Annotated in this window: 27 protein-coding genes and 1 riboswitch; of the genes, 14 read left to right on the forward strand and 13 right to left on the reverse strand. The window is 71.6% G+C overall.

Features of this window, described 5'->3' with window-relative positions:
- The first annotated feature begins 229 nt into the window (after window positions 1–229).
- On the forward strand, window positions 230–670 hold the full coding sequence (locus tag O7595_RS29450; protein WP_269731601.1) for an ATP-binding protein: 441 nt from the start codon (window positions 230–232) through the stop codon (window positions 668–670).
- Window positions 671–843: 173 nt separating this feature from the next.
- On the opposite strand, the gene O7595_RS29455 is transcribed toward O7595_RS29450, so the two are convergent.
- The 3 genes from O7595_RS29455 to O7595_RS29465 form a co-directional block, all read right to left on the reverse strand.
- Complete coding sequence (locus O7595_RS29455; RefSeq protein ID WP_269731602.1) at window positions 844–1320, reverse strand: C40 family peptidase; 477 nt, start codon at window positions 1318–1320, stop codon at window positions 844–846.
- 3 nt (window positions 1321–1323) lie between these two features.
- Window positions 1324–1497: riboswitch (cyclic di-AMP (ydaO/yuaA leader) on the reverse strand.
- A 347-nt stretch (window positions 1498–1844) separates the two neighbouring features.
- Entirely contained in the window at window positions 1845–2153 is a 309-nt protein-coding gene (locus O7595_RS29460) for a hypothetical protein (RefSeq protein WP_269731603.1), read from the reverse strand.
- 7 nt (window positions 2154–2160) lie between these two features.
- Complete coding sequence (locus tag O7595_RS29465; protein ID WP_269731604.1) at window positions 2161–2796, reverse strand: ATP-dependent Clp protease proteolytic subunit; 636 nt, start codon at window positions 2794–2796, stop codon at window positions 2161–2163.
- Between the two features lie 103 nt (window positions 2797–2899).
- Between O7595_RS29465 and O7595_RS29470 the strand changes: the two genes are divergently transcribed.
- The 7 genes from O7595_RS29470 to O7595_RS29500 all read left to right on the forward strand — a co-directional run bounded on the left by O7595_RS29470 (window position 2900) and on the right by O7595_RS29500 (window position 8477).
- On the forward strand, window positions 2900–3190 hold the full coding sequence (locus O7595_RS29470; RefSeq protein ID WP_269731605.1) for a type II toxin-antitoxin system Phd/YefM family antitoxin: 291 nt from the start codon (window positions 2900–2902) through the stop codon (window positions 3188–3190).
- Window positions 3191–3682: 492 nt separating this feature from the next.
- Window positions 3683–3985 (forward strand): urease subunit gamma, encoded by a 303-nt coding sequence (locus O7595_RS29475; protein ID WP_123186946.1) that lies wholly within the window; start codon window positions 3683–3685, stop codon window positions 3983–3985.
- An 11-nt stretch (window positions 3986–3996) separates the two neighbouring features.
- Window positions 3997–4344, forward strand: a complete 348-nt coding sequence (locus O7595_RS29480) for an urease subunit beta (protein WP_269731606.1) — start codon at window positions 3997–3999, stop codon at window positions 4342–4344.
- On the forward strand, window positions 4337–6058 hold the full coding sequence (locus O7595_RS29485; protein WP_269731607.1) for an urease subunit alpha: 1722 nt from the start codon (window positions 4337–4339) through the stop codon (window positions 6056–6058). The genes O7595_RS29480 and O7595_RS29485 overlap by 8 nt, the downstream gene beginning before the upstream one ends.
- 11 nt (window positions 6059–6069) lie before the next feature.
- Window positions 6070–6888 (forward strand): urease accessory protein UreF, encoded by an 819-nt coding sequence (locus O7595_RS29490; RefSeq protein WP_269731608.1) that lies wholly within the window; start codon window positions 6070–6072, stop codon window positions 6886–6888.
- A gap of 154 nt (window positions 6889–7042) precedes the next feature.
- Window positions 7043–7729, forward strand: a complete 687-nt coding sequence (gene ureG / locus O7595_RS29495; protein WP_269731609.1) for an urease accessory protein UreG — start codon at window positions 7043–7045, stop codon at window positions 7727–7729.
- Window positions 7730–7736: 7 nt separating this feature from the next.
- Window positions 7737–8477, forward strand: coding sequence for an urease accessory protein UreD (locus tag O7595_RS29500; RefSeq protein ID WP_269731610.1), 741 nt, complete (start codon window positions 7737–7739; stop codon window positions 8475–8477).
- A gap of 239 nt (window positions 8478–8716) precedes the next feature.
- Here O7595_RS29500 and O7595_RS29505 read toward each other — a convergent pair whose 3' ends face one another.
- Window positions 8717–9433: a lysophospholipid acyltransferase family protein gene (locus tag O7595_RS29505; protein WP_269731611.1), complete on the reverse strand. Its 717-nt coding sequence runs from the start codon at window positions 9431–9433 to the stop codon at window positions 8717–8719.
- A 323-nt stretch (window positions 9434–9756) separates the two neighbouring features.
- On the opposite strand from O7595_RS29505, the gene O7595_RS29510 reads away from it, so the two are divergent.
- The gene (locus tag O7595_RS29510) at window positions 9757–10032 is read left to right on the forward strand and encodes a ketopantoate reductase C-terminal domain-containing protein (protein WP_269731612.1); all 276 of its coding nucleotides are present in this window, start codon (window positions 9757–9759) and stop codon (window positions 10030–10032) included.
- Window positions 10033–10233: 201 nt separating this feature from the next.
- Here O7595_RS29510 and O7595_RS29515 read toward each other — a convergent pair whose 3' ends face one another.
- The 5 genes from O7595_RS29515 to O7595_RS29535 form a co-directional block, all read right to left on the reverse strand.
- Window positions 10234–10392 (reverse strand): hypothetical protein, encoded by a 159-nt coding sequence (locus tag O7595_RS29515; protein WP_269731613.1) that lies wholly within the window; start codon window positions 10390–10392, stop codon window positions 10234–10236.
- 171 nt (window positions 10393–10563) lie between these two features.
- Complete coding sequence (locus O7595_RS29520) at window positions 10564–11523, reverse strand: cytochrome c oxidase assembly protein (protein WP_269731614.1); 960 nt, start codon at window positions 11521–11523, stop codon at window positions 10564–10566.
- A 106-nt stretch (window positions 11524–11629) separates the two neighbouring features.
- Window positions 11630–12655: a 6-phosphofructokinase gene (locus tag O7595_RS29525; RefSeq protein WP_269731615.1), complete on the reverse strand. Its 1026-nt coding sequence runs from the start codon at window positions 12653–12655 to the stop codon at window positions 11630–11632.
- Window positions 12656–12823: 168 nt separating this feature from the next.
- The gene (locus tag O7595_RS29530) at window positions 12824–13552 is read right to left on the reverse strand and encodes a type 1 glutamine amidotransferase (protein ID WP_269731616.1); all 729 of its coding nucleotides are present in this window, start codon (window positions 13550–13552) and stop codon (window positions 12824–12826) included.
- Window positions 13553–13579: 27 nt separating this feature from the next.
- Window positions 13580–14827 (reverse strand): Mur ligase family protein, encoded by a 1248-nt coding sequence (locus O7595_RS29535; RefSeq protein WP_269731617.1) that lies wholly within the window; start codon window positions 14825–14827, stop codon window positions 13580–13582.
- A 126-nt stretch (window positions 14828–14953) separates the two neighbouring features.
- On the opposite strand from O7595_RS29535, the gene def reads away from it, so the two are divergent.
- The gene (gene def, locus O7595_RS29540) at window positions 14954–15496 is read left to right on the forward strand and encodes a peptide deformylase (RefSeq protein WP_269731618.1); all 543 of its coding nucleotides are present in this window, start codon (window positions 14954–14956) and stop codon (window positions 15494–15496) included.
- Window positions 15497–15561: 65 nt separating this feature from the next.
- Here def and O7595_RS29545 read toward each other — a convergent pair whose 3' ends face one another.
- Entirely contained in the window at window positions 15562–16212 is a 651-nt protein-coding gene (locus O7595_RS29545; protein ID WP_269731619.1) for a TetR family transcriptional regulator, read from the reverse strand.
- A gap of 159 nt (window positions 16213–16371) precedes the next feature.
- On the opposite strand from O7595_RS29545, the gene O7595_RS29550 reads away from it, so the two are divergent.
- Window positions 16372–17628: an acyl-CoA dehydrogenase family protein gene (locus O7595_RS29550; RefSeq protein ID WP_269731620.1), complete on the forward strand. Its 1257-nt coding sequence runs from the start codon at window positions 16372–16374 to the stop codon at window positions 17626–17628.
- Window positions 17629–17700: 72 nt separating this feature from the next.
- Here the strand turns inward: O7595_RS29550 and O7595_RS29555 are convergent, their stop codons facing one another.
- Complete coding sequence (locus tag O7595_RS29555; protein WP_269731622.1) at window positions 17701–18189, reverse strand: glutathione peroxidase; 489 nt, start codon at window positions 18187–18189, stop codon at window positions 17701–17703.
- A 92-nt stretch (window positions 18190–18281) separates the two neighbouring features.
- Between O7595_RS29555 and O7595_RS29560 the strand changes: the two genes are divergently transcribed.
- Window positions 18282–18686 (forward strand): LppU/SCO3897 family protein, encoded by a 405-nt coding sequence (locus O7595_RS29560; RefSeq protein ID WP_269731623.1) that lies wholly within the window; start codon window positions 18282–18284, stop codon window positions 18684–18686.
- Between the two features lie 138 nt (window positions 18687–18824).
- Here O7595_RS29560 and O7595_RS29565 read toward each other — a convergent pair whose 3' ends face one another.
- Window positions 18825–21338, reverse strand: a complete 2514-nt coding sequence (locus O7595_RS29565) for a DEAD/DEAH box helicase (protein ID WP_269731624.1) — start codon at window positions 21336–21338, stop codon at window positions 18825–18827.
- A gap of 121 nt (window positions 21339–21459) precedes the next feature.
- On the opposite strand from O7595_RS29565, the gene O7595_RS29570 reads away from it, so the two are divergent.
- Both O7595_RS29570 and O7595_RS29575 read left to right on the forward strand, forming a co-directional pair.
- Window positions 21460–22251, forward strand: coding sequence for a metal-dependent hydrolase (locus O7595_RS29570; protein WP_269731625.1), 792 nt, complete (start codon window positions 21460–21462; stop codon window positions 22249–22251).
- 220 nt (window positions 22252–22471) lie between these two features.
- Window positions 22472–23119, forward strand: a complete 648-nt coding sequence (locus O7595_RS29575) for a TMEM175 family protein (protein WP_269731626.1) — start codon at window positions 22472–22474, stop codon at window positions 23117–23119.
- Window positions 23120–23548: 429 nt separating this feature from the next.
- On the opposite strand, the gene O7595_RS29580 is transcribed toward O7595_RS29575, so the two are convergent.
- A complete protein-coding gene (locus O7595_RS29580; RefSeq protein WP_269731627.1) occupies window positions 23549–24004 on the reverse strand; it encodes a MarR family winged helix-turn-helix transcriptional regulator in 456 nt (151 codons plus the stop codon).
- Window positions 24005–24090 lie beyond the last annotated feature (86 nt).

Genomic DNA, 24090 nt, shown 5'->3' on the forward strand with positions numbered 1-24090 from the left:
ACGGGCACCGGCGGACGCAGTGCCAGGCGCCAAGTGTGCGCCCGAATACGCTCTCGCGTAGCAGGGTTCACCGCTTTGAGCGACAGATATATGCATATCCAGGTGGATCCCCTGCCGTGGGGGCGGCAACAGTGGCAGTCTGGCGCGAAGCGCAGTCCGAGGCTGTTCCGGCATCCAATCCGTTACGTGCCGCGCTCCGGCAGCCCCGGTGGGAAAGGGACAGCTCGCCATGGCAGACCATCAGGAAGCCTCCGTCACTCTGCCGAGCGATCCCGCCTCGGTATCCGCCGCGCGCAGATACGTCTCCGAGGTCCTCGCCGAATGGGGACTGCCGGGGGAGACCGGCACCGCCGAAACGGTCCGTCTCATCGTCTCCGAACTCGCCACCAACGCCGTCCAGCACACCTTCGGGCTGTCCCCGACCTTTACGGTGGACGTCCGTCTGGAGCGTGACGAGCGTCTGTGCATCGGCGTCACGGACAGCCATCCGCGCAGGCCCCAGCGGCTGCCCGCGGCCGTGCAGCAGGACAACGGCCGCGGCATGGTCATCATCCGCTGGCTCGTCGCGGAATGCGGGGGAAGGCTGCACGTCGATCCCACGCCCGAGGGCGGCAAGACCGTCTGGATCGCGATGCCCTGGAGCGCGGCCGACGCCGAGCCTCCACACTGAGGGCCCGGGCCGGCCGCCGGCGCCGTGAGCCCGGGCCGAACGACGCGCCCGGGCCGGTCGACGTCCTGCGCTCCGGGGCCGGGGTTCGGGACCGCCGCGCCGCTTCGCTTGACGTCACCTCTGCCGAGGGACGTCAGCGCCGCCCGGTGCGCGCGGCCGGTGCTGACGCGGCACTAGCGTACGCGCCCGTAGCGGACGCCCTTGGTCCAGATCTTGGTCAGCTTCACGACGGAACCGGTCTTCGGCGAGTGCCAGATCTTCCCGGCCCCCGCGTAGATGCCGACGTGGTACACGTGCCCCCGCGAGTGGAAGAACACCAGGTCGCCGCGCTGCCGCTGGGAGGCCGAGATATGACGGGTGCGGTTGTACTGCTGCTGGGCCGTGCGCGGCAGTTGCTTGCCCGCCTTCTTGTAGGCGTAGAGCGTGAGCCCCGAGCAGTCGAAGCGGCTCGGACCGGTCGCTCCGTACCTGTACGGGGCTCCCTTCTTCGACGCGGCGACCTTGAGAGCCTTCGTCGCGTGCGCCGAGGCCGCTTGTGCCTCCGGCGCACCGCCCGGCACGATCAGTGAGCCGCCGACGGCGGCGATCGTGAGTGCCGAGACGGCACCCGTCCGGGACAGCAGGGACGGGAGATGTGTCTGCGCAGTCATGCGCAACCCTTCGTCAGCCGCCTGTGAAGGATGACCTGTCGGGTTCGGACCGGCGAAGACGCCCGGCCGCTCACACGGCTTCACCCCAAGGACCGGCCACCGTTCCGGTGGCAGGCCCGCACTGCTGGGTCCTCCACTCCTGCCGAAGCCCTCATGTCGACCAGGCATCCGGTGCGGCGGCAGGACTCGGCGTCCGCCCGGACCGCCCCGCCGCGGTGGCGGGGGCTTGTCGTCCCAGGGATCTTGACCCACGAACTGCCGGATTTCCGAGTCGAAACGACGATTTGTGAGGCTCCTCACCACTGATCTGTTCGGGTGGACAGGGCCGTTCGGGGGACTGGGCGTCGCCGGGTGACGAGCCCCGTACCTGCGGCGAAGCGCGTCATTGGGCCGATCGGGCGATGCGGTTGCGCAACTTGCACGGGACGAAAGTCGAAGCGCTGACTGGTCCGGATGGGCGACACCCGGTCGTACGCTTCTCGGGCGGGTCGGAGGCGCCGGGGCACCCGTTTCACGCTGGACCGTCAACTCTGCTGATCCGGTGGCACGGTGATCCGCAAGGCTCGGCGTTCCCCGCCCAATACCCGTAGTGCGCGGGCCAATGTGACGGTGTGCAGCTCGCTCTCGCCGCGCATGTGCATGACCGTCAGGGCGTCGCGGAGCTCCGTGGCCCGGGCGACCAGGGCCTGTGCGGCGCGGAGGGCTCCATATGTGTGTGTCCCGCGTGCCGGGTTGATCCTTCCCAGTTGGTCGACCACTTCGAGATAGCTGTCGACGAACTCGCTCTCGGCGCGTGTCAGTGCGGGCAGCGGCGGCAGCTCGGGTGGCAGCACCGCCGGCTCACCCGAGGACGGCGGAAGTCGGGAAACACTTCCGGTTCTTGACGATGTGATCGACCAGCCCGTAGCGAAGGGCTCCCGAGGCGTCGAACACGGAGTCGCGGTCGAGATCGGCTGCGATGCGTTCGGCGCTCCGGCCGGTGTGGCGGGCGAGCATGGCCGTGAGCTGCTCCCGCAGCCGCAGCAACTCGCGTGCCCGGATGTCCAGATCGGTGGGCTGCCCCTGGACCGGCTCCGGCAGCGAAGGCTGCTGGACGACCACGCGGGCACCGGGCAGGGCCATGCGCTTGCCCGGGGTTCCGGCGGCGAGCAGCACGGCGGCGGTCGACGCGGCCTGTCCCAGGCAGGTGGTCACCACGTCGCAGGTCACCGTCTGCATCGTGTCGTAGACGGCGGACATGGCGCTGATGGGGCCGCCGGGCGAGTTGATGTAGAGCGAGATGTCCTGGTCCGGCGCGGTGTACTCGAGGTACAGGAACTGCGCGATGACGTCGTTGGCCGAGGTGTCGTCGACGGGGGCGCCGAGGAAGACGATCCGCTCGTCGAGCAGCTTGGCGTAGGGGTCGAGCGTGCGCTTCCCGCCGCTCGTGCGTTCGGTGAACTCGGGCAGGACATGACGGGCGGACGGTCGGTTCACGCGTACCACTCCTCGAGCGACCGCACCCGGCGGCCGAGTCTGCGCTGTCTGCTACGGCCTCGGAAGAAATGTACGGGACGTACAGACCGTTATGATGGGGAGCATGGCCTACGAGATTCCGGTGACGCAAGCCCGAGCTGAACTCGCCGAGCTGATCAATCGCGTCGTCTACGGCGGTGAGCGGGTTGTCGTGACCCGCCACGGGAAGCCCCTCGTGGCCCTGGTGTCCGCGGCTGACCTGGAGCGATTGGAGGCCGCGGAGCGGGCTGCCGATGAGTCCGTGATCACCTCCGTGTCGTCGCTGCGGTCCACGGAGCCGTCCGCTCCCGGCGAACGCGGCCGCTTCGGCATCGCGGCGGAGCACCGGCCACCCGGCACGAGCGGCGGCTCCTGACCAGCCGGGTCGCGCGGTGCCTGGGGGCCGCGGGCCGGTCGAGGGCCGCGACGGCCGGAACCAGGCGCGCCACCGCGATCGCGCGGCGGGCCGGGAGGTGCTGGGCGCGGCCCCGCGGCAGAGCGGGATCCCGCAGGCCGTCGAGCCCGCGGACCACGTCGCCGGGACGGTGACGGAGGGCCGGACCATGCGGCCGGCGACGGCTCCGGAAAGGGGCACGGTCGCGGACGCCCGGCCCGTCGTCCGGTGCGGGCCAGGGGTTCCTCGCGCGGCAGGCGTTCCTCGCTGACGTACGCGGCGAGGCGCCGGAGGACGGGCTGCGGGCGCCGACGTCACAAGTGCCGAAGATCAGTTAACGCGCCGGAAAAACTTCCGCCCTAACGTTCAAACCTTGGCGGCGGAAAGGTCGCGGAGAGTCAACCGACTATTGACGTCCGCCACGGTCCGCCGCACCCGGTTGCGTCCGGGCAGGCCGACTGTGAGGTGGAGAACGTGCAACTGACGCCGCATGAGCAGGAACGGCTGCTCATCCATGTCGCCGCGGACGTCGCGGAGAAGCGCAGGGCACGCGGGGTGAGGCTCAACCACCCCGAGGCCGTCGCCCTCATCACCACGCACATCCTGGAGGGCGCCCGCGACGGGCGCACCGTCGCCGAACTCATGGCGTCCGGACGCAAGGTGCTCACCCGCGACGACGTCATGGACGGCATCCCGGAGATGATCCACGACGTCCAGGTCGAGGCGACGTTCCCCGACGGGACCAAGCTCGTCACCGTCCACGACCCGATCGTCTGACGGGAGCGCCGATGATCCCCGGAGAGATCCTGCACGCCGACGGACCGGTCAGGCTCAACGAGGGCCGCGAGGCCACCCGGCTGACCGTCCTCAACGCGTCCGACCGGCCCGTACAGGTCGGCTCCCACTACCACTTCGCCGAGGCCAACCCCGGACTCGACTTCGACCGCACGGCCGCGCGCGGCCTCCGGCTGAACATCGCCGCGGGCACCGCCGTCCGGTTCGAGCCCGGAGTCCCCGTCGAGGTCGAACTCGTACCGATCGCCGGACTGCGCGTCGTCGCGGGTCTGCGCGGCGAGACCGCGGGACCGCTCGACACGAGTGCGACCCCGGCGGGGAACGGAGCCTCCCGTGCCTGAGCTGACGCGCGCCGCGTACGCCGATCTCTTCGGCCCCACGACCGGTGACCGGATCCGTCTCGCCGACACCGATCTCCTCGTCGAGATCGAGGAGGACCGCTCAGGCGGCCCCGGACGCGCAGGCGACGAGGCGGTCTTCGGCGGCGGTAAGGTGATCCGCGAGTCCATGGGCCAGTCCCGTGCGACACGGGCGGAGGGCGCCCCGGACACGGTCGTCACCGGTGCGGTGATCATCGACCACTGGGGAGTGGTGAAGGCGGACATCGGCATCCGCGACGGCCGTGTCACCGGCATCGGCAAGGCGGGCAACCCGGACACGATGGACGGGGTCCACCCGGACCTCGTCATCGGACCGGAGACCGAGGTCATCGCGGGCAACGGGAAGATCGTCACCGCGGGCGCCGTCGACGCGCACGTCCATTTCATCTCGCCCACGGTCGTCGAGCAGGCCCTGTCCTCCGGGATCACCACCCTCGTCGGCGGGGGCACCGGACCCGCCGAGGGGACCAAGGCGACCACGATCACCCCCGGACCCTGGCATCTCGCCCGGATGTTCGAGGCGCTCGAGTCGTTCCCCGTCAACATCGGGCTGCTGGGCAAGGGCAACACGACGTCCCGCGAGGGCATGTACTCCCAACTGCGCGGCGGTGCGCTCGGCTTCAAGATCCACGAGGACTGGGGCGCCACACCGGCCGTCATCGACGCCTGCCTCGGTGTGTGCGAGGAGACCGGCGCACAGCTCGCCATCCACACCGACACGCTCAACGAGGCCGGCTTCGTCGGCGACACCCTCGCGGCGATCGCGGGCCGCACGATCCACGCCTACCACACGGAAGGGGCGGGCGGAGGGCACGCACCGGACATCATCACCGTCGTCTCGGAGCCGTACGTCCTGCCCAGCTCCACCAACCCGACGCGACCGCACACCGTCAACACCATCGAGGAACACCTCGACATGCTGATGGTCTGCCACCACCTCAATCCGGCGGTGCCGGAGGACCTCGCCTTCGCCGAGTCCAGGATCAGGCCGTCGACCATCGCCGCCGAGGACGTCCTCCACGACATCGGCGCCATCTCCATCGTGTCGTCCGACTCCCAGGCCATGGGGCGCGTAGGCGAGGTCGTCCTGCGGACCTGGCAGACCGCGCACGCGATGAAGCGGCGCCGGGGTGCCCTGCCGGGCGACGGTCGCGCCGACAACCTCAGGGCCCGCCGGTACGTCGCCAAGTACACGATCAACCCGGCCGTGGCCCAGGGCCTCGACCACGAGATCGGCTCGGTCGAGGCCGGCAAGCTCGCCGACCTGGTCCTGTGGGAGCCGGCCTTCTTCGGTGTGAAGCCCCAGCTCGTCCTCAAGGGCGGACAGATCGCCTACGCGCAGATGGGCGACGCCAACGCCTCCATCCCCACCCCCCAGCCCGTGCTCCCGCGCCCCATGTTCGGTGCGCTCGGCCGGGCCCCGGCCGCCAACTCGTTCAACTTCGTGGCCGAGGCGGCGATCGAGGACGGACTGCCCGAACGCCTCGGCCTGGGCAAGCGCTTCGTCCCGATCCGCAGCACCCGCGGCGTCACCAAGTCGGACATGAGGGAGAACGACGCCCTGCCCCGTGTCGAGGTCGACTCCGACACCTTCACGGTCACCGTCGACGGCGACCCGGTGGAGCCCGCGCCCGCGGAAGAACTGCCCATGGCCCAGCGCTACTTCCTGTTCTGATCATGAGCGACATGGATCCGCACACGAAGGCCCCTGCGAACGGCCTCCGTCACCTCCCGTCGCCCGGCCGGTACCAGGGCGCCGGGCCCGCCGGGGACGGGCACGCGGCCGCGGGACCGCGCCGGGCGGAGGAGGCCGGACCACGGTCCGGTGCCCCGGCGCGCGCCGCGCTGCTCGTCCTCGCCGACGGACGGTTCCCCGCCGGCGGGCACGCCCACTCCGGCGGGGCGGAGGCCGCGGTCAGGGAGGGCCGGCTCGGCGACGCCCGCGACCTCGCGGACTTCTGCCGGGGACGGCTGCACACCACGGGACTGACCGCCTCCGGTCTCGCCGCCGCTGCCGCTCTCGGACTCGACCCGGTCGCACTGGACGCGGCGGCCGACGCCCGCACCCCGTCCCCCGCCCTGCGCGCATCGGCGCGGAAACTCGGCAGGCAGCTGATGCGGGCCGCACGCGCCATCTGGCCGTCACCGGAACTGGACGCCCTCGCCCGTGCCCTGCCGAAGGGGGCGCACCAGCCCGTCGTGCTGGGGGTCACCGCCCGTGCCGCCGGCCTCGGCGCCGAGGACGCCGCGTACTGCGCCGCCTACGAGTCGGTCGGAGGACCGGCCACCGCCGCCGTTCGGCTGCTCAGCATGGACCCGTACCAGGCCACCGCGGTCCTCGCCCGGCTGGCCCCCGACCTGGACCGGGTCGCCGCGCGAGCCGTGACCGCGGCCCGGCGGGCTGCCGAGCGGGGCCCCGACGCACTACCCGCCGCGTCGGCCCCGCTGCTGGACATCACCGCCGAGCAGCACGCCGCCTGGCCCGTACGGCTCTTCGCCTCGTAGCACCTCACACCCCGCAGCACCACGCGGCCGCACGGCCCACAGCGCCACACAGCGAACAGCCACAGCCCCGACACAGGTACCACGACCGCCCACCCACCAGCACCACGGACCCCGGAGCCGCACACGCTCCGCGGCACCACGAGGGAGCCGCCCCATGCATCTCGACCACACGCACGAGCGTCCCGGCCGGGCCGCCGTGAGCGCCGACGCCGTACGCCCCGACGGCACCCGGCGCGCGCTGCGCATCGGACTCGGTGGACCGGTCGGATCCGGCAAGACCGCCACCGTCGCCGCTCTCTGCCGGGCCCTGCGCGACCAGTTGTCCATCGCCGTGGTCACCAACGACATCTACACCCGCGAGGACGCCGAGTTCCTGCTGCGCAACGCCGTCCTGCCGCCCGAGCGCATCCAGGCCGTCGAGACCGGTGCCTGCCCGCACACCGCGATCCGCGACGACATCTCCGCAAACCTCGAAGCGGTCGAGGAACTGGAGGACGCGGTCGGACCGCTCGACCTGATCCTGGTCGAGTCCGGCGGCGACAACCTCACCGCCACCTTCTCCAAGGGCCTCGTCGACGCCCAGATCTTCGTGATCGACGTGGCCGGCGGTGACGACATCCCGCGCAAGGGCGGACCGGGAGTCACCACCGCGGACCTCCTCGTCGTCAACAAGACCGACCTCGCCCCCCACGTGGGCTCCGATCTGCGGCGCATGGCCCGCGACGCGAAGGAGCAACGGGGCGAACTCCCCGTGCTCTTCACCTCGCTGACCGGCGAGGACGGTGTCCTTCCCGTCGCCGGGTGGGTGCGCGACCGGCTCCGCTCCTGGACCTCCGCGTGAGGGCCGGATGAGCGTCCGGGCGACCGCACGGGTCGTCGCCGAACGCGACGGGCTCCCCGTGCTGGAGAGCGACGGTCCGCTGGCCCTGCGCCGCACCCGCGCCGGCGGACCGTACACGCGCGTCACCGTCGTCGGCGCCATGAGCGCCCCGCTCGGCGGGGACCGGCTCGCGATCGAGGCGCACGTGCGCGAAGGCGCGCGGCTGCACATGGACTCCGCCGCGGCCACCGTGGCGCTGCCCGGGCGCACCCGGGGAGCCGCCGACTACGACATCTCGCTGGACGTGGGGGAGGACGCCGAACTGCGCTGGCTGCCCGAGCAGCTGATCTCGGCGCGCGGCAGCGAGCTGCGGATGCACACGCGCGCGGTGCTGGCCGCGACGGCGCGCCTGGTGCTGCGTGATGAGCAGATCCTCGGCCGGTACGGCGAGGAGGCCGGCACCCTCACCACACGCCTCACCGTCCATCGCGCGGGCCGCCCCCTGCTGGACCAGGAACTCGCCTTCGGTCCCGGCGCACCCGGCGGCTGGGACGGCGGTGCGGTGCTCGGCGGGCACCGGGCGGTCGGCCAACTGCTCGTGGTGGACCCCGATTTCGACGACAAGCCTCCGGAGCCGCGGCGGCTCGGGGAGACCGCCGCGCTCACCCCCCTCGCGGGACCGGCCGTGCTGGTCACCGCCGTCGCCCAGGACGCGCTGCGCCTGCGCCGGCTGCTCGACGCCGCCCTGGGCGATCTCACCGGCGGCTGACCCGCGGGCCGCGTCCCGGACCGGCACGAGGGCCGTACACGGGCGTGCGGTCCCACCGCGAACCCCGACTCTCCGGGCCGCCCTTCGCCGGGAGCCGCCGACAGTCCCGGACGTGCTCTGCCGGTCCGCCACCACGGCCGGGGCGAGCCCTCCACCAGCGGCTCCCGCGGCACGAGCACTCCGCCGCCGAACGCGGCCCCCCGGTGCCGGCGCCCGGACCCGCAACCGTCCACCGCGCGTCAGCGCCTGAGCCGGGGAATCCGCCTGCCCTTCGACCCGTCCGCCTCGGCGGCCTTCACCTTCACCGCGTACTCGTCGACGTACTGCTGTCCGGACAGGGCGAGGATCTCGTACATGATCTCGTCCGTCACGGCGCGCAGCACCGCCTTCTCGTTCTCCATCCCCGCGTAGCGGGAGAAGTCCAGCGGCTCGCCGAAGCGGATCGTCACCCGCTTGATCTTCGGCAGTACCCGCCCGGGAGGTTGGATCTCGAAGGTTCCGACCATCGCACAGGGCACGACGGGCACCCGCGCGGTGAGCGCCATGACCGCGACGCCGACCTTGCCCTTGTAGAGCCGTCCGTCGTGCGACCGCGTACCCTCCGGGTAGATGCCGAGCAACTCGCCCTTGCCCAGTACGCCGAGGCCCTCGCGGATAGCGGCCCGGCCCGCCTCCTTGCCGGAACGGTCCACCGGGATCTGTCCCGCGCTGCGGAAGAAGGCGGCCGTCAGCCGGCCCTTGATCCCCGGTCCGGTGAAGTACTCGGCCTTGGCGAGGAAGGTGATGCGCCGCTTCAGGATGGCCGGCATCAGGAAGTGGTCGGAGAACGACAGATGGTTGCCCGCGACGATCGCCGCGCCGTCCGCCGGGATGTGCTCGAGGCCCTCGATCCTGGGCCGGAACAGCAGCCGCAGCAGCGGCCCCAGGATGACGTATTTGAGCACGTAGTAGAACACGGTGTCGCTCCCAACTCCGCCGATTCGGCTCAGGGGCCGCGTGGTGCCGGATCACGGCGTGCACGCACCCGGCACGTCGATCCGCACGGCCGGTCGTCCGTCCCCGGTCCGACCGGATTCGTGCCGACTTCCGTGCCCAGTTGTATGACAGCCCTTCAGACGCCGCCAGGGGTAGGGGGCGCCACGAGTGCCGTGGTGACCGATCGTAGTCACGCGCGCATCGCGAAGATCATCGCTTTCATCGACGGCCCCACCCGGATCCGTGATCCGGGCGGAGCGGTCTCGTCACCTTCGGCGAGTGGGACAGCAGGGCGAGCTCCTGCGTGGAGCGCCTCAGGGCCGTCCTCGACGCTGCCGGAGCGACCGCCGTCGTGCCCGGAGACATCCGGCGGCAGCCGTGGGCGGAGTTCCTGTTCGTCGTCCCGCGCGGGGGCCTCGGCGCCGTCAAGGACGCCACGATCGGCGGGTTCCGCTCCCGGCCCGGCACCCGGAGGCTGCCGGCAGGGGCCGTGACGGAGATCCACCGGATCGCGCGGGCACACGGCATCGCGCTTCCGGCCGGTACCGTCCCGTCCACGCCGGCCTTCGTCGACCGGTAGCCCGCCGAGGGCACCTCCTCACCGCACCGTGGCCTCGTGGCCCGGGCCGTCCGAACCTGGGGCCCGGACGGTGCGGTCGCAGGGCTCGGCGAGGGGAGCGGGACCCCCACCCCCGTCGACCGCTTCCGCTACGGGGTGCCCGGCCTGCGCGGGTCCCGTGCGGGCGGCGCCCGCCGATGGCGGACCGGCCGCCCACCGCCCTCAGGTGGGCTTGGACACGAGCATCCCCACGGTGACCAGGCCCAGCACGATCCAGGCGAACCACAGCCAGCCACTGCTTCCGAGCGCCACGGTGTAGGCGGTCACGACCACCAGGGACGCCACGGTCAGCACACCCATCGTCTTCGTGGAACCGGACATGCGTGCCCTCCTCCGGGCCGGTGCCGCGGCTGACGGCCGCGGTCGGGGCCGTGGAGCCATCGTCACCCCGCACCGGGGGAGCGCGCTACTCCCGGGCGGCGGCCACCGCGCGCGGGGTCGGCGGCCCGCACGCACGGGCCGAGCCGCCGGGCCGGTCGGCTCGGGTCCCGGTCAGCGGCTGCGTGCCTGGAGGGAGGCCAGATACGCGTTGTAGGCCGCCAGCTCCTTGTCGCCGTCCCGGTCCGCGGCCCGGTCCTTGCGGACGGCCTGGCGCTGCTCGGAGCGGTACCACTGGAACACCAGGGCGATCAGGACCAGCACCGACGGGATCTCGCTGAAGGCCCAGGCGATGCCGCCCGCCGCGTTCTGGTCGGAGAGCGCGCTGATCCCGAGTGAGGCCGGGGGATCGGCGTACGCCCGCACCATCGGCTCGGAAGCCATCATCAGCGCGATACCGAAGAACGCGTGGAAGGGCATGCCCGCGAAGAGCTCCAGCATCCGCATCACATGGCCGGGGCGGTGCGGGCCCGGGTCCACGCCCATGATCGGCCAGAAGAAGATCAGTCCGACGGCGAGGAAGTGCACCATCATCCCGATGTGGCCGGCCCTGGACCCCATGAGGAAGTCGAAGAGCGGGGTGAAGTACAGGCCGTAGAGGCTCGCGATGAACATCGGGATCGTGAACGCGGGGTGCGTGACGATCTTCATATAGCGGCTGTGCAGCAGGGCCAGCAGCAGCTCGCGCGGTCCCTTGCGGCCCCGGCCCGCCGGCGACAGCGCGCGCAGCGCCAGGGTGACCGGAGCGCCGAGCAGCAGCAGGATCGGCGACAGCATGCTGATCACCATGTGCTGGACCATGTGCACGCTAAACATGACCATGCCGTAGTCGTTCAGCCTGGTGCACATCACCAGGGCGATGCTCAGCACGCCGACGGTGAAGAAGACCGTCCGGCCCACCGGCCAGGCGTCACCGCGCCGGCGCAGCCGTGCCACGCCCCAGCCGTAGAGCGCGAGCCCCACGAGGCAGCCGGCCAGGAAGAACGGATCAGCGGAGAACTCCAGCCCCCTGCCGAGCGTGAACGGCGGCAGGTCCATCGGCATCCCGTGCTCGCCGTGCCCGCTGTGATCCATCTGCGTACTCCTGGAGCGTCCTGTTTCGCGCGTGTTGTCCGGACAAGACTAGAACCGCCCCCGGCCGCGGCTGCGACCGGGGGCGGTTCCTCGCCGGGGAGCCCTCTCAGAGGACCGTCTCGGCCTCTTCGTACCGGTCCTGCGGGACCGTCTTCAGCGTCTCCACCGCCTGTGCCAGCGGCACCATCGTGATGTCCGTGCCGCGCAGCGCGGTCATCATGCCGAACTCGCCGCGGTGCGCCGCCTCGACCGCGTGCCAGCCGAACCGGGTGGCGAGGACGCGGTCGTACGCGGTCGGGGTGCCACCGCGCTGGACGTGGCCGAGGATCACCGGCCGGGCCTCCTTGCCGAGCCGCTCCTCCAGCTCGACGGACAGCTGCCGGGCGACACCGGCGAAGCGCTCGTGGCCGTACATGTCCTTGCCGCCCTCGTCGAAGTCCATGGAACCCTCGCGCGGCTTGGCACCCTCGGCGACCACGACGATCGCGAACCGCTTGCCGGCCTCGAAGCGGGCACCGACCCGCTTGGTCAGCTCCTCGATGTCGAAGGGACGCTCGGGTACGACGATGGCGTGCGCACCGGCCGCCATGCCGGAGTGCAGGGCGATCCAGCCGGTGTGCCGGCCCATGACCTCGACGATCAGCACCCGCTGGTGGGACTCGGCAGTGGTCTTCAGCCGGTCGAGGGCCTCGGTCGCGACGCCGACGGCGGTGTCGAAGCCGAAGGTGACGTCGGTCGACGCGATGTCGTTGTCGATGGTCTTCGGCACACCGACGATCGGCAGACCGGCCTGGGCCAGCAGGTTCGCCGCCTTCAGCGTGCCCTCGCCGCCGATCGGGATGATCGCGTCGAGGCCCAGTTCGGCGACGTGCCCCCTGGCCCGCTCGACGCCGTCGACGAGATGCGCGGGCTGTACCCGCGAGGAGCCGAGGATCGTGCCGCCGCGGGCGAGGATGCCGCCGACGGCGTCGAGGTCGAGCTTGCGGTAGTCGGCCTCCAGCAGGCCCTTCCAGCCGTCGTGGAAACCGATCACCTCGTCGCCGTGGTCGACCACGGCGCGGTGCACGACAGAGCGGATGACCGCGTTGAGCCCGGGGCAGTCGCCGCCGGAGGTGAGGACACCAATGCGCATAGCCCGAAAACCTTTACAACGTGGGCCGACTCCCGGACCACGTCGTCCGGTTGGATCCCTGCCACCCTACCGGCGCAAGGTGGCGGGTGCCGAACCGGACGTCCGCACAGTGGACACCGTGCCGCCGTACGGTCCGGGCCGTCCTGCGAACGGCGCTCGAGCGGCCCGTCAGGCGGGCTGGGTGGCGGCGGCGATGCGCTCCGCGCGCAGTGCCTCGTACCACCGGTCGTCGGTGGGCGGCAGCGCGTTCACGTCGAGCGCCAGCTTCAGCAGCAGATCCGCGATCTGCGGATTGCGGGCCATCACCGGACCGTGCATGTACGTGCCGAACACGGTGTCGTTGTACGCGCCCTCGGTGCCGTCCCCGGTGCCGTTCCCCTTGCCGAAGACGGTCCGGGCGAACGGCCGGGCCGTCGGCCCGAGGTGCGTGATGCCCTGGTGGTTCTCGAAGCCCGTGAGCTGCGGCAGGCCCAGCTGCGGGTCGATGTCCGCCAGCACGTCGCCGACGCACCGCTCGCCCTCGCCGCGGGTGGAGATCACGTCGAGCAGACCGAGGCCGGGCTCCCGCTCCCCCAGGTCGTTGATGAACTCGTGGCCGAGGATCTGGTAGCCGGCGCAGACCGAGAAGATGATCGCGCCGTTGGCCGCGGCCCGGGAGAGCCCGCCGTCGCGGCGCAGCCGTTCGGCCGCGAGCCGCTGCGGCCGGTCCTCGCCGCCGCCGATCAGATAGATGTCGCCGGACGTCGGCACCGGCTGGTCGCTGCGGACGTCGACGCGGGTGACGCCCAGGCCGCGCTGGCGCGCGCGGCGCTCCACGACCAGGGCGTTGCCCTGGTCACCGTACGTGCTGAGCAGGTCCGGGTAGACCCACACCAGGCGCAGGCTGCTGTCGCTCATGCTCGTGTTCCTCTGCGGTGAGTGGGGTCAGTTGCCGACGCGGCGGCGGACGTCCTGGAAGGCGGTGTAGTTGGCGATCAGCTCGATCCGCCCGGGCGGGGCGAGCCGCACGGCCTCGTCCACGTCCTCGGCGACACGGAAGTCCAGCCCGGCGACCTCCAGACGCACCGCGAGGTCCAGCTTGCGGTCGCCGATCACGAAGATCGGGTGGCCGGCGAGCCGGGTGTAGTCGACGTCCCACAGCCAGGAGGTGTCGGTGCCGTCGGCGCCGCGTGCGTTGACGGACAGGATCACCGGGGTGGGCGGCGGATCGATCAGGGAGAACGTCTCCAGCCAGCCGGCCGGGTTCTTCGCCAGCAGCAGTCGCAGGTCCCGCCCCTGGAACGAGACGACGTCGTACCGGCCGGCCACGGCCTGCACCTGGTACATGCGCTCCAGCGCCACCTGCGGCGGGACGCCGAAGACGGCGGCGACCGCGGCGGAGGTGGTGGCGTTGGCCTTGTTGGCCCGGCCCGGGAGCTGGAGGTGGATCGGCCAGGCGGACCCGTGCGGGTCGAGGACGTGGTCACCGCTGAGGGCCCAGCTCACGGCCGGCCTGCGGAAGCCGCACTCGCCGCAGAACCAGTCGTCCCCCGGGCGCTGCATCACACCGCCGCAGGCGGGGCAGGACCAGGCGTCGTCCTTCCACTCCTGGCCGGCGGCCACCCACACCACGTTGGCGGAGGAGGACGCGGCCCACACGATCAGCGGGTCGTCGGCGTTGGCGACGACGACGGCCTTGCTGCCGGACAGCCCCTCGCGCCACTTCTCGGCCAGCATCCGGGTCTCGGCCGCGCGGTCCAGCTGGTCGCGGGAGAGGTTGAGCAGGGCGATGGCCTTGGGCGTGGTGTCGCGGGCGACCCCGGCGAGGTACTTCTCGTCGACCTCGATCACGCCGTAGCGGGCGTCCGAGCCGCCGGCCAGCGCGGAGGTGATACCGGCCGGCATGTTCGCGCCGAGGGCGTTCGACACGACCGGGCCGGCCGCGCGCAGGGCCTCGGCGATCAGCCGGGTGGTGGTGGTCTTTCCGTTCGTCGCCGACACCAGGATCACGTCCAGGTGCTGCGCCAGCCTGCTCAGCAGATCGGGGTCGAGTTTGAGGGCAACCCGGCCGCCGATCACCGATCCGCTGCCGCGTCCCGCTGCGCGCGACACCGCCGCTGCGGCCTTGCCGGCCGTCACGGCCAGCTTGGCGCGCGGCGACAGCGGCTCTGCGTTGCCAGGGTGTCCTGCCATCGTCCTTGATCCTCCTTGCGTCGGTCGGGGCTCAGCCTATCGACCTCCGGGCGGCGGCCCGAACTGCGGCTCCGTCAGGAAATCCGGAGGTCACCGGCGCGATGTGCGGAACGTACCCTTACGGCCATGCGAAACCGTCCGATCCCCGGCAGTTCCGGCCTCGTGCGGGCCATGAGCCTGTTCGGCGATCCGGTGCTCCACGCGCCCTGCGAACCCGTCACCGACTTCGGCCCGTCGCTGACGCGGCTGATCGAGGACATGTACGCGACCATGTACGCCGCGAACGGGGTGGGTCTCGCCGCCAACCAGGTCGGTGTTCCGCTCCGGGTCTTCGTCTACGACTGCCCCGACGACGAGGACGTCCGCCATGTCGGGCACGTGGTCAACCCGCGGCTCGTCGCCGCCGACGGCATCGAGGTGCGCGGCCCCGAGGGATGTCTGTCGCTGCCGGGCATCGAGGCGGGGACGCCGCGGCACGACCGTGCGGTGGTCGAGGGAGTGACGGGGGACGGCGCGCCGGTGCGGGTCGAGGGCACGGGGTTCTTCGCCCGGTGCCTGCAGCACGAGTGCGACCACCTGGAGGGCGGGGTCTACGTGGACCGGCTCACCGGCCTGCGCCGCGCCCGTGCCCTGCGCAAGGTCCGCCGTGCCCCGTGGGGCCGGCGGTAGCGGGTTTCCGTGCGGACCGGCACCGCGGGTCCGGGGCGGAACCCGCACCGTCACCGGCACCCGCGTCAGAAACCCGGGCTGCCCGGGCGGTCCTCCGCGACGGAGAGACCGCCCCAGAGCAGGTCCGCGAGGCTCCGCACCAACTGCGCCCGGGAGCAGGGGCGTTCCCCCAGCCACCAGTCGCCCGCGCCGTGCATCATGCCGACGATGCCATGGGCCCAGATCCTGGCCAGCTCGTCCCCGCCGGGACCGAGGTCGACGCGTTCGGCGATCACCTTGCCCAGTTCCTCGCCGAGTCTGCGCAGCAGCGGGGCGGTGTGCCGGCCGACGTCGAAGCCCTGCTCGGACTGCTGGGAGTCATCGGCGGGGTGCATCAGGAAGCGGTAGACCTGCGGCCGGGTCTCGATCGCCGCGAGGTAGGTGTCGAGGGTGTGCTCGACGCGCTCCCGCCGGTCCGAGCTGGCGTCGATCGCCGTGCGCAGTGCCGCCAGCAGACCGTCGGTGTGACGCTTGGCGAGCGCGCGGTAGAGCCCGCTCTTGTCGCCGAAGTGCCGGTACAGGATCGGCTTGGTGATGCCGGCCTCCGCGGCGATCGCGTTCATGGACGCCTGCGGACCGTCCCGGAGCACCACGCGGTCGGCGGCTTCGAGCAGCTCGCGCCGCCGCTGCTCGGCCGACCGCTGCTGGTCGCCCTGCTGAGTGGTGGTGGTCTCCATGGTCTCTCCCCGCCCGTACTGAATCCTGAGGCCTGCGCAACGTAACACTCCGCAGGGTCCGCCCGCCGACCGCACGATGGCGGTTGACAGCCGCTACGCACCGGTAACAGACTGCGGTTACCGGTAGTAACATGCGTGCCCAGCACATCAGGAGGGGACATGACCGAGTTCGCGCTCGATCTCAACGACGACCAGAAGCAGGTCCGCGACTGGCTGCACGGCTTCGCCAGGGACGTGATCCGCCCGGCCGCCGCCGAGTGGGACGAGCGCGAGGAGACCCCCTGGCCGGTCATCCAGGAAGCCGCCAAGGTCGGCATCTACTCCCTCGACTTCTACGCCCAGCAGTTCTTCGACCCCACCGGGCTCGGCATCCCGATGGCCATGGAGGAACTGTTCTGGGGTGATGCCGGTATCGCCCTCTCCATCGTCGGCACGGGCCTCGCCGCCGTCGGTGTCCTCGCCAACGGCACGGAGGAGCAGATCGGCACCTGGATCCCGCAGATGTACGGTGACGTCGACGACGTGAAGGTCGCCGCGTTCTGCTCCTCAGAGCCCGACGCCGGCTCCGACGTCGGTGCGATGCGGACCCGCGCCGTCTACGACCAGGCCAAGGACGAGTGGGTGCTCAACGGCACCAAGACCTGGGCCACCAACGGCGGGATCGCCAACGTCCACGTCGTCGTCGCCGTCGTCGACCCCGACCTCGGCTCCAAGGGCCACGCCTCCTTCATCGTGCCGCCGGGCACCCCCGGCCTCTCCCAGGGGCAGAAGTTCAGGAAGCACGGCATCCGCGCGTCGCACACCGCCGAGGTGGTCCTGGAGGACGTCCGGGTCCCCGGCTCCTGTCTGCTCGGCGGCAAGGAGAAGCTCGACGAGCGGCTCGCCCGCGCCCGGGAGCGGGCCCGGTCCGGCGGCGGTGTGGGGGTCCCCCCGGCCGAAGGCTGGGGGAGCGTGAAGAACGCCGCCATGGCCACCTTCGAGGCATCCCGCCCCGCCGTCGGCGCGATGGCGGTCGGCACCGCGCGGGCGGCGTACGACTACGCCCTCGAGTACGCCAAGGAGCGCACGCAGTTCGGCCGCCCGATCATCGACAACCAGGGCGTCGCCTTCCAGTTGGCGGACATGCGCACCCAGATCGACGCCGCCCGGCTGCTGGTGTGGCGCGCCTCCTGGATGGCGGTGAGCGGCAAGCCGTTCACCGCGGCCGAGGGCTCCATGTCCAAGCTCTTCGCCAGCGAGGCGGCCAAGAAGGTCACCGCCCAGGCCGTCCAGATCCTCGGCGGGAACGGCTTCACCCGCGAGTACCCCGTCGAGCGCATGCACCGCGACGCGGCCATCTACACCATCTTCGAGGGCACGAGCGAGATCCAGCGCCTCGTCATCGCCCGCACCCTCTCCGGCCTGCCCATCCGCTGACGCGCGGCTCCCGCACGCCACGGGGCACCGCCCGGTCGTCCGGGCCGGCGCTCCGTGGCGTGCGCGGGCCGGTCAGGCCGTGAGCTGCGCCTCGATCGCCGCGACGACCTCCGCGGCCTCCGGCTCCACTCCCGGCCGGAAGCGGGCCACCACGTCGCCCTGCGGGGAGACGAGGAACTTCTCGAAGTTCCACTGCACGTCACCGGCCTCCCCGTCGGCATCGGCGAAACGGGTCAACTCGGCGTAGAGCGGATGCCGCTGGTCGCCGTTCACGTCCGACTTCTCCAGCAGCGGGAACGTCACCCCGTACGTCGCCGAGCAGAACGTGGCGATCTCCTCGGCGCTGCCGGGCTCCTGGCCCAGGAACTGGTTGCACGGTACCCCGAGCACCGTGAAACCACGGTCCGCGTAGGTCTTCTGCAGTCGCTCCAGCCCCGCGTACTGAGGTGTGAGGCCGCAGCGGGACGCCACGTTCACCACCAGCACGGCCTTGCCGTGATGGTCGGCCAGGGACGTCTCCTCGCCGGACAGAGTGCGCAGAGGGATGCCATAAACGGACATCAGGGACTCCTTCGTACCTCGTGTTTATGCCGTTCTTATTCTTCGTGTAGCGTGCGCGCGTTCGATCTCCAGCTACCCGAGGAAGACCGCAGATGAGCGCACCCACGCCCTCCCCCGCCCCGCAGGAACCGCAGTTCCCGGAGGGCCGGCCCGTACCCGGCGCCGCACCCGCGCCCGCACCCGCCAAGAAGAGCAAGGTCAAGAAGTTTCTCGGCGTGGTCGCGCTCATTGTCGTCGCCGTGGTGGTGAAGCTCGGCATCGGCTACGTCTTCGACGCCCCCGTCCGCGCCGAAACCGGCGACTGCGTCAAGGTCACCGGCGAGGAGAACAACCCCGAGGTCGAGACCAAGGGGTGCGACGACAAGGAGGCCAACTACAAGGTCGTCAAGGTCGTCGAGAACAGCTTCGACGTCAACGCCTGCACCGTCGGCGAGGCCGCCCTCGCGCAGAAGTGGGACGCCGACAAGTTCGTCCTCTGCCTCGACCCCCTCAAGTAGTGACCCGCCCGGGGACGTGACCCCGTACGGGGCGGTGACGCCGGCGGGCGGCGCTCTGCCGTCCAGCCGGCGGAACAGCCACCCCTGCACGACCGGGACGTGCAACCGGCCTCCCGGGCGGGTCGTGCCGCTCCCGTCTCACAGCCGGCCGACGGACGTCACGCGGACGACGGCCCGGCCCTCCTCGTCCGAGGCCGCCAGGTCGACCTCCGCGCTGATGCCCCAGTCGTGGTCGCCGTTCGGGTCGGCGAAGGTCTGCCGGACCCGCCAGAGACCGTGCCCGGGATCCTCCTCCATGGCGAGCAGCTTCGGCCCGCGCGCGTCCGGCCCGGTGCCGAGGTCGTCGTACTCGTCCCAGTACCCGTCCATCGCCTCGCCCCAGGCGTCCTCGTCCCAGCCCGACTCCGCGTCCAGCCGGCCCAACTCGTCGACGCGGTCCAGCGCCGCCAGCTCCACCCGGCGGAACATGGCGTTGCGGACCAGCACCCGGAAGGCGCGGGCGTTCGCGGTGACCGGCTTGACCTGGTCGGCCTTCTCCTGGGCCTCCTCCGCGGTCTCCACCTCGGGATTGGCCAGCTGCTCCCACTCGTCGAGGAGGCTGGAGTCGACCTGGCGGACCATCTCGCCCAGCCAGGCGATCAGATCCTGCAGGTCCTCGGTCTTCAGATCGTCCGGGACGGTGTGGTCAAGGGCCTTGTACGCGCTCGCGAGATACCGCAGCACGATCCCCTCGGTGCGGGCCAGCTCGTAGAAGGACGTGAACTCGGTGAAGGACAGTGCCCGTTCGTACATGTCCCGGATGACCGACTTCGGCGAGACCGGGTGGTCACCCACCCACGGGTGCGACTTCCGGTAGGTGTCGTACGCGTGCCACAGCAGTTCCTCCAGCGGCTTGGGGTACGAGATCTCCTGGAGCCGCTCCATCCGCTCCTCGTACTCGACGCCGTCCGCCTTCATCGCGGCGACCGCCTCTCCCCGCGCCTTGTTCTCCTGGGCCCCGAGGATCTGCCGCGGGTCGTCGAGAGTGGACTCGACGACGGAGACCATGTCCAGGGCGTACGAGGGCGATTCGGGGTCCAGCAGGTCGAAGGCCGCGAGGGCGAACGTGGAGAGCGCCTGGTTGAGTGCGAAGTCCTGCTGGAAGTCGACGGTCAGCCGGACGACACGGCCCTGGGCGTCGGGGGCGTCGAGGCGTTCGACGATCCCCCCGTCGAGGAGTGAACGGTAGATGGCGATGGCCCGGCGGATGTGGCGGAGCTGCTGCTTGCGCGGTTCGTGGTTGTCCTCGAGCAGCTTGCGCATCGCGTCGAAGGCGTTGCCCGGGCGGGCGATCACCGACAGCAGCATGGCGTGGGTGACCTTGAAGCGGGAGGTGAGCGGCTCGGGGTCGGAGGCGATCAGCTTCTCGAAGGAGTTCTGCGTCCAGCCGACGAAGCCCTCGGGGGCCTTCTTGCGGACGACCTTGCGCTTCTTCTTGGGGTCGTCACCGGCCTTGGCGAGGGCCTTCTCGTTCTCGACGACGTGGTCGGGCGCCTGGGCGACGACGAAACCGGCGGTGTCGAAGCCCGCGCGGCCCGCGCGGCCCGCGATCTGGTGGAACTCCCGGGAGCGGAGCGTCCGCACGCGGCTGCCGTCGTACTTGGTGAGCGCGGTGAAGAGCACCGTGCGGATGGGCACGTTGACGCCCACGCCGAGGGTGTCCGTACCGCAGATCACCTTCAGCAGGCCGGCCTGCGCCAGCTTCTCCACGAGGCGCCGGTACTTGGGCAGCATGCCCGCGTGGTGGACGCCGATGCCGTGGCGGACGAAGCGGGAGAGGTTCCGCCCGAACTTGGTGGTGAACCGGAAGTTGCCGATCAGCTCGGCGATGCGGTCCTTCTCCTCGCGCGTGCACATGTTGATGCTCATCAGCGACTGCGCCCGCTCGACGGCCTGCGCCTGGGTGAAGTGCACGATGTAGACCGGTGCCTGCCTGGTCTCCAGCAGTTCGGTCAGCGTCTCCGTGATGGGGGTCGTGCGGTACTCGTAGGAGAGCGGAACGGGGCGGGTCGCCGAGCGGACGACCGCGGTCTCACGGCCGGTGCGGCGGGTGAGGTCCTCCTCGAACATCGACACGTCGCCGAGCGTCGCCGACATCAGCACGAACTGCGCCTGCGGGAGTTCGAGAAGGGGGATCTGCCAGGCCCAGCCGCGGTCCGGTTCCGCGTAGAAGTGGAACTCGTCCATCACGACCTGGCCGATGTCGGCGTCCTTGCCGTCCCGCAGTGCGATCGACGCCAGCACCTCGGCGGTGCAGCAGATGACCGGGGCGTCCGCGTTCACGGACGCGTCGCCGGTGAGCATGCCGACGTTCTCCGTGCCGAAGAGCTTGCAGAGGTCGAAGAACTTCTCCGACACCAGGGCCTTGATCGGCGCGGTGTAGAACGTGACCTCGTCGCGGGCGAGGGCGGCGAAGTGCGCACCGGCCGCGACCAGGCTCTTTCCCGAGCCGGTCGGTGTGGAGAGGATCACGTTGGCCCCGGAGACCACCTCGATCAGCGCCTCCTCCTGGGCCGGGTAGAGGGAGATGCCCCGGCCCTCGGCCCAGGAGGCGAAGGCTTCGAAGAGGGCATCGGGGTCGGCGTCCGGCGGCAGCTGATCGATAAGGGTCACACCACCATCTTGCCTGGCCTCCGACCGGGATCGGGAACCGGCCACCGGGACGAAGATCGCTACCGGTAGCCTGTCCCCTCAACTGGGCACGAGCACAACAGCAGATGGGGCGGGAACGAGCATGATGGGACCGGCGCACTCCCTGTCCGGGGCGGCGGCCTGGCTGGGGGTGGGCGCGGCGGCGGCCGCCCTGGATCATCCGATGCCATGGCCCGTCCTCGTCGTCGGCGCGCTGATCTGCGCGGGAGCGGCGCTCGCGCCGGACCTCGACCACAAGGCGGCGACGATCTCCCGCGCCTTCGGGCCCTTCTCACGCGGCCTGTGCGAAGTGGTCGACAAGCTCTCGTACGCGGTCTACAAGGCGACGAAGAAACCGGGGGACAAGCGCCGGACCGGCGGCCACCGCACGCTCACCCACACCTGGCTGTGGGCCGTGCTGATCGGCGGCGGCACCTCGGCGCTGGCGATGACCGGAGGGCGCTGGGCGGTCCTCGCGATCCTCTTCGTGCACCTGGTGCTCGCCGTCGAGGGACTGCTGTGGCGGGCCGCACGGGTGTCCAGCGACGTCCTGGTGTGGCTGCTCGGCGCGACGAGCGCCTGGATCCTGGCCGGCGTCCTGGACAAGCCCGGCAGCGGTGCGGACTGGCTCTTCACCGGTCCCGGCCAGGAGTACCTGTGGCTGGGACTCCCCGTCGTCCTCGGTGCCCTGGTGCACGACGTCGGCGACGCCCTGACCGTCTCGGGCTGCCCGATCCTGTGGCCCATACCCGTCGGCAACAAGCGCTGGTACCCCGTGGGGCCGCCGAAGGTGATGCGCTTCCGGGCCGGCAGCTGGGTGGAGCTGAAGGTCCTGATGCCCGCGTTCATGCTGCTCGGGGGAGTGGGCGGCGCCGCGGCGCTGAACTTCATCTGAGGCGCCGAACTTCATCTGAAGGCGCGTCGCAGGATCGTGCGACGGGGACGCCGGCGCGCCGCGGCCGGCCCCTCGCGCGGATCGGGACGGGTCGGCTCCGAACGGTCGTGCGTCCTCTCTCGGCGCGGCCCTCCGGCGCGGCCCTGGAGGACGGCGCCGCGTCCGGCGTTCGGCCCAGCAGCGGGTGCCGGCGCCGGCGACGGTCGGTAGCGTCCCCGCCGTGAGCACACCGACACATGAGCGGGAGGACGAGAGTCCCGGTGCGATCATCGGGCCCGATCGGTTGCTCGCGTTCGGTGACGCGGTCTTCGCCATCGCGATCACCCTCCTCGCCCTCGACATCACCGTGCCCGGTGATCTGGAGGCCGGCGACCTCGGTACGGCACTCCACCGGGCCCTCTCCGACATCGGCGCGTATCTGCTGAGCTTCGTCGTCATCGGTGTGCTGTGGCTCAGCCAGCACACCCTGTTCCACCGCGTCGCCCGGCTCGACTCCTGTCTGCTGTACCTCTATCTCGCGCTGCTCGCCGTGATCGCCGCACTGCCGTTTCCCACCCGTCTGATCAGCGAGTACTCGGACACCGCCGCGGCGACCGCCGTGTACGCCGGATCCATCGCCGCCGCCTCGGGCCTGATCACCGCGATGACACTGCGGTTGCTGCTGCGGCCGGCCCTGGCCACTCCGGGCACGGTGCCCCGGCGGCTGCGCATCGCCGTGTACGAGGGGCTGGTCATGGTGACCGTCTTCGCCGTCTCGGTGCCCCTGGCCTTCGCCTCGCCGAAGGTCGCCCAGTACTGGTGGCTGGCCGCGATCCCGGCGCGCGCCTGGCTCTCCCACCGGGTCCGCTCGGTCCCGCCCCGGGCCTGACCCGGTGGCGCGTACGCCCCGGGCCGGAGGCGGTACGGGTGCCGGTCGTCCGTGCCGGGACCGCCGCGGTGCCGCGTACGCCGCCGTGCCGGGAAGGCGTCGGACCCGGACCGTCCTGCGGCCCGGCCCGGACTGTCCTGCGGCCCGGCCCGGCGGCGCGTTCCTGCCGCAAGAGAAGCACTGCCGGTGTCCCGCCGTGTCGTCGCTTCGCGATCTCGCCAACCGCAGGCCCGGCCGAGGGGCCCTTCGACGCTGCCTTCCTGCCGAGGTCGGCCATGAGGGTCCGGGCGGCGGATCGGCCCGTGACCGGGCCGGTGACCGAGTTCGGCGAAGGCCGCTCCTTCCGCGGTTGCGCCTGGATCGACTCGGTGCGGACCGTGCCGGTCGGAGTCCGACGGGGGTCGGGCCGATCACTTCCCGGTTCCCGCGCTAGCCCGCCGGTCCCGGGCCTCCGTCGAGCAGCGCCGACAGCAGTCCGCCCAGTGCCTCGCGTTGTTCGGCGGTCAGGGGGGCCAGGATGTCCTCCGCAGCCGCGCGCCGGGCGCCGCGCAGCTCGCGCAGCGTGGTGCGTCCGAGGTCGGTGAGCTCCACGCGCACCACGCGGCGGTTCGTCGGGTCGGGCACCCGGCGGACGCGGCCGCCCGACTCCAGTGCGTCGACCAGCGTGGTGACGGCGCGCGGCACCACCTCCAGGCGGTCGGCCAGATCGGCCATCCGCGGGGCCCCTTCGTACTGGGCGACGACGCGCAGCAGCCGGGCCTGGGCCGGGGTGATGCCGACCGGCCGCAGATGCTGCCGCTGAATGCGGTGCAGCCGCCGGGTGAGCCGCAGCAGCTGCTCGGCGAGCACGCCGTCCGCGTCGGGAACGGGGCCTGGGGTGGTCATGCACGGACGATATCAGGACCATGTTCATTGTGAGCATAGGTAATAATGAGCTATGCTCTTCGAGCTGCCGGGTCCCCGAACCGCGG

The sequence above is a fragment of the Streptomyces sp. WMMC940 genome (assembly GCF_027460265.1).
GTDB lineage: Bacteria > Actinomycetota > Actinomycetes > Streptomycetales > Streptomycetaceae > Streptomyces.

Bases quoted from the DNA above. Each gene is read 5' to 3' on its own strand.
- O7595_RS29450 (WP_269731601.1), top strand. From the start codon at position 230: ATGGCAGACCATCAGGAAGCCTCCGTCACTCTGCCGAGCGATCCCGCC.
- O7595_RS29455 (WP_269731602.1), bottom strand. From the start codon at position 1,320: ATGACTGCGCAGACACATCTCCCGTCCCTGCTGTCCCGGACGGGTGCC.
- O7595_RS29470 (WP_269731605.1), top strand. From the start codon at position 2,900: ATGGCCTACGAGATTCCGGTGACGCAAGCCCGAGCTGAACTCGCCGAG.
- O7595_RS29480 (WP_269731606.1), top strand. From the start codon at position 3,997: ATGATCCCCGGAGAGATCCTGCACGCCGACGGACCGGTCAGGCTCAAC.
- O7595_RS29490 (WP_269731608.1), top strand. From the start codon at position 6,070: ATGGATCCGCACACGAAGGCCCCTGCGAACGGCCTCCGTCACCTCCCG.
- ureG (WP_269731609.1), top strand. From the start codon at position 7,043: ATGCATCTCGACCACACGCACGAGCGTCCCGGCCGGGCCGCCGTGAGC.
- O7595_RS29500 (WP_269731610.1), top strand. From the start codon at position 7,737: ATGAGCGTCCGGGCGACCGCACGGGTCGTCGCCGAACGCGACGGGCTC.
- O7595_RS29515 (WP_269731613.1), bottom strand. From the start codon at position 10,392: ATGTCCGGTTCCACGAAGACGATGGGTGTGCTGACCGTGGCGTCCCTG.
- O7595_RS29520 (WP_269731614.1), bottom strand. From the start codon at position 11,523: ATGGATCACAGCGGGCACGGCGAGCACGGGATGCCGATGGACCTGCCG.
- O7595_RS29525 (WP_269731615.1), bottom strand. From the start codon at position 12,655: ATGCGCATTGGTGTCCTCACCTCCGGCGGCGACTGCCCCGGGCTCAAC.
- O7595_RS29530 (WP_269731616.1), bottom strand. From the start codon at position 13,552: ATGAGCGACAGCAGCCTGCGCCTGGTGTGGGTCTACCCGGACCTGCTC.
- O7595_RS29535 (WP_269731617.1), bottom strand. From the start codon at position 14,827: ATGGCAGGACACCCTGGCAACGCAGAGCCGCTGTCGCCGCGCGCCAAG.
- def (WP_269731618.1), top strand. From the start codon at position 14,954: ATGCGAAACCGTCCGATCCCCGGCAGTTCCGGCCTCGTGCGGGCCATG.
- O7595_RS29545 (WP_269731619.1), bottom strand. From the start codon at position 16,212: ATGGAGACCACCACCACTCAGCAGGGCGACCAGCAGCGGTCGGCCGAG.
- O7595_RS29550 (WP_269731620.1), top strand. From the start codon at position 16,372: ATGACCGAGTTCGCGCTCGATCTCAACGACGACCAGAAGCAGGTCCGC.
- O7595_RS29555 (WP_269731622.1), bottom strand. From the start codon at position 18,189: ATGTCCGTTTATGGCATCCCTCTGCGCACTCTGTCCGGCGAGGAGACG.
- O7595_RS29560 (WP_269731623.1), top strand. From the start codon at position 18,282: ATGAGCGCACCCACGCCCTCCCCCGCCCCGCAGGAACCGCAGTTCCCG.
- O7595_RS29570 (WP_269731625.1), top strand. From the start codon at position 21,460: ATGATGGGACCGGCGCACTCCCTGTCCGGGGCGGCGGCCTGGCTGGGG.
- O7595_RS29580 (WP_269731627.1), bottom strand. From the start codon at position 24,004: ATGACCACCCCAGGCCCCGTTCCCGACGCGGACGGCGTGCTCGCCGAG.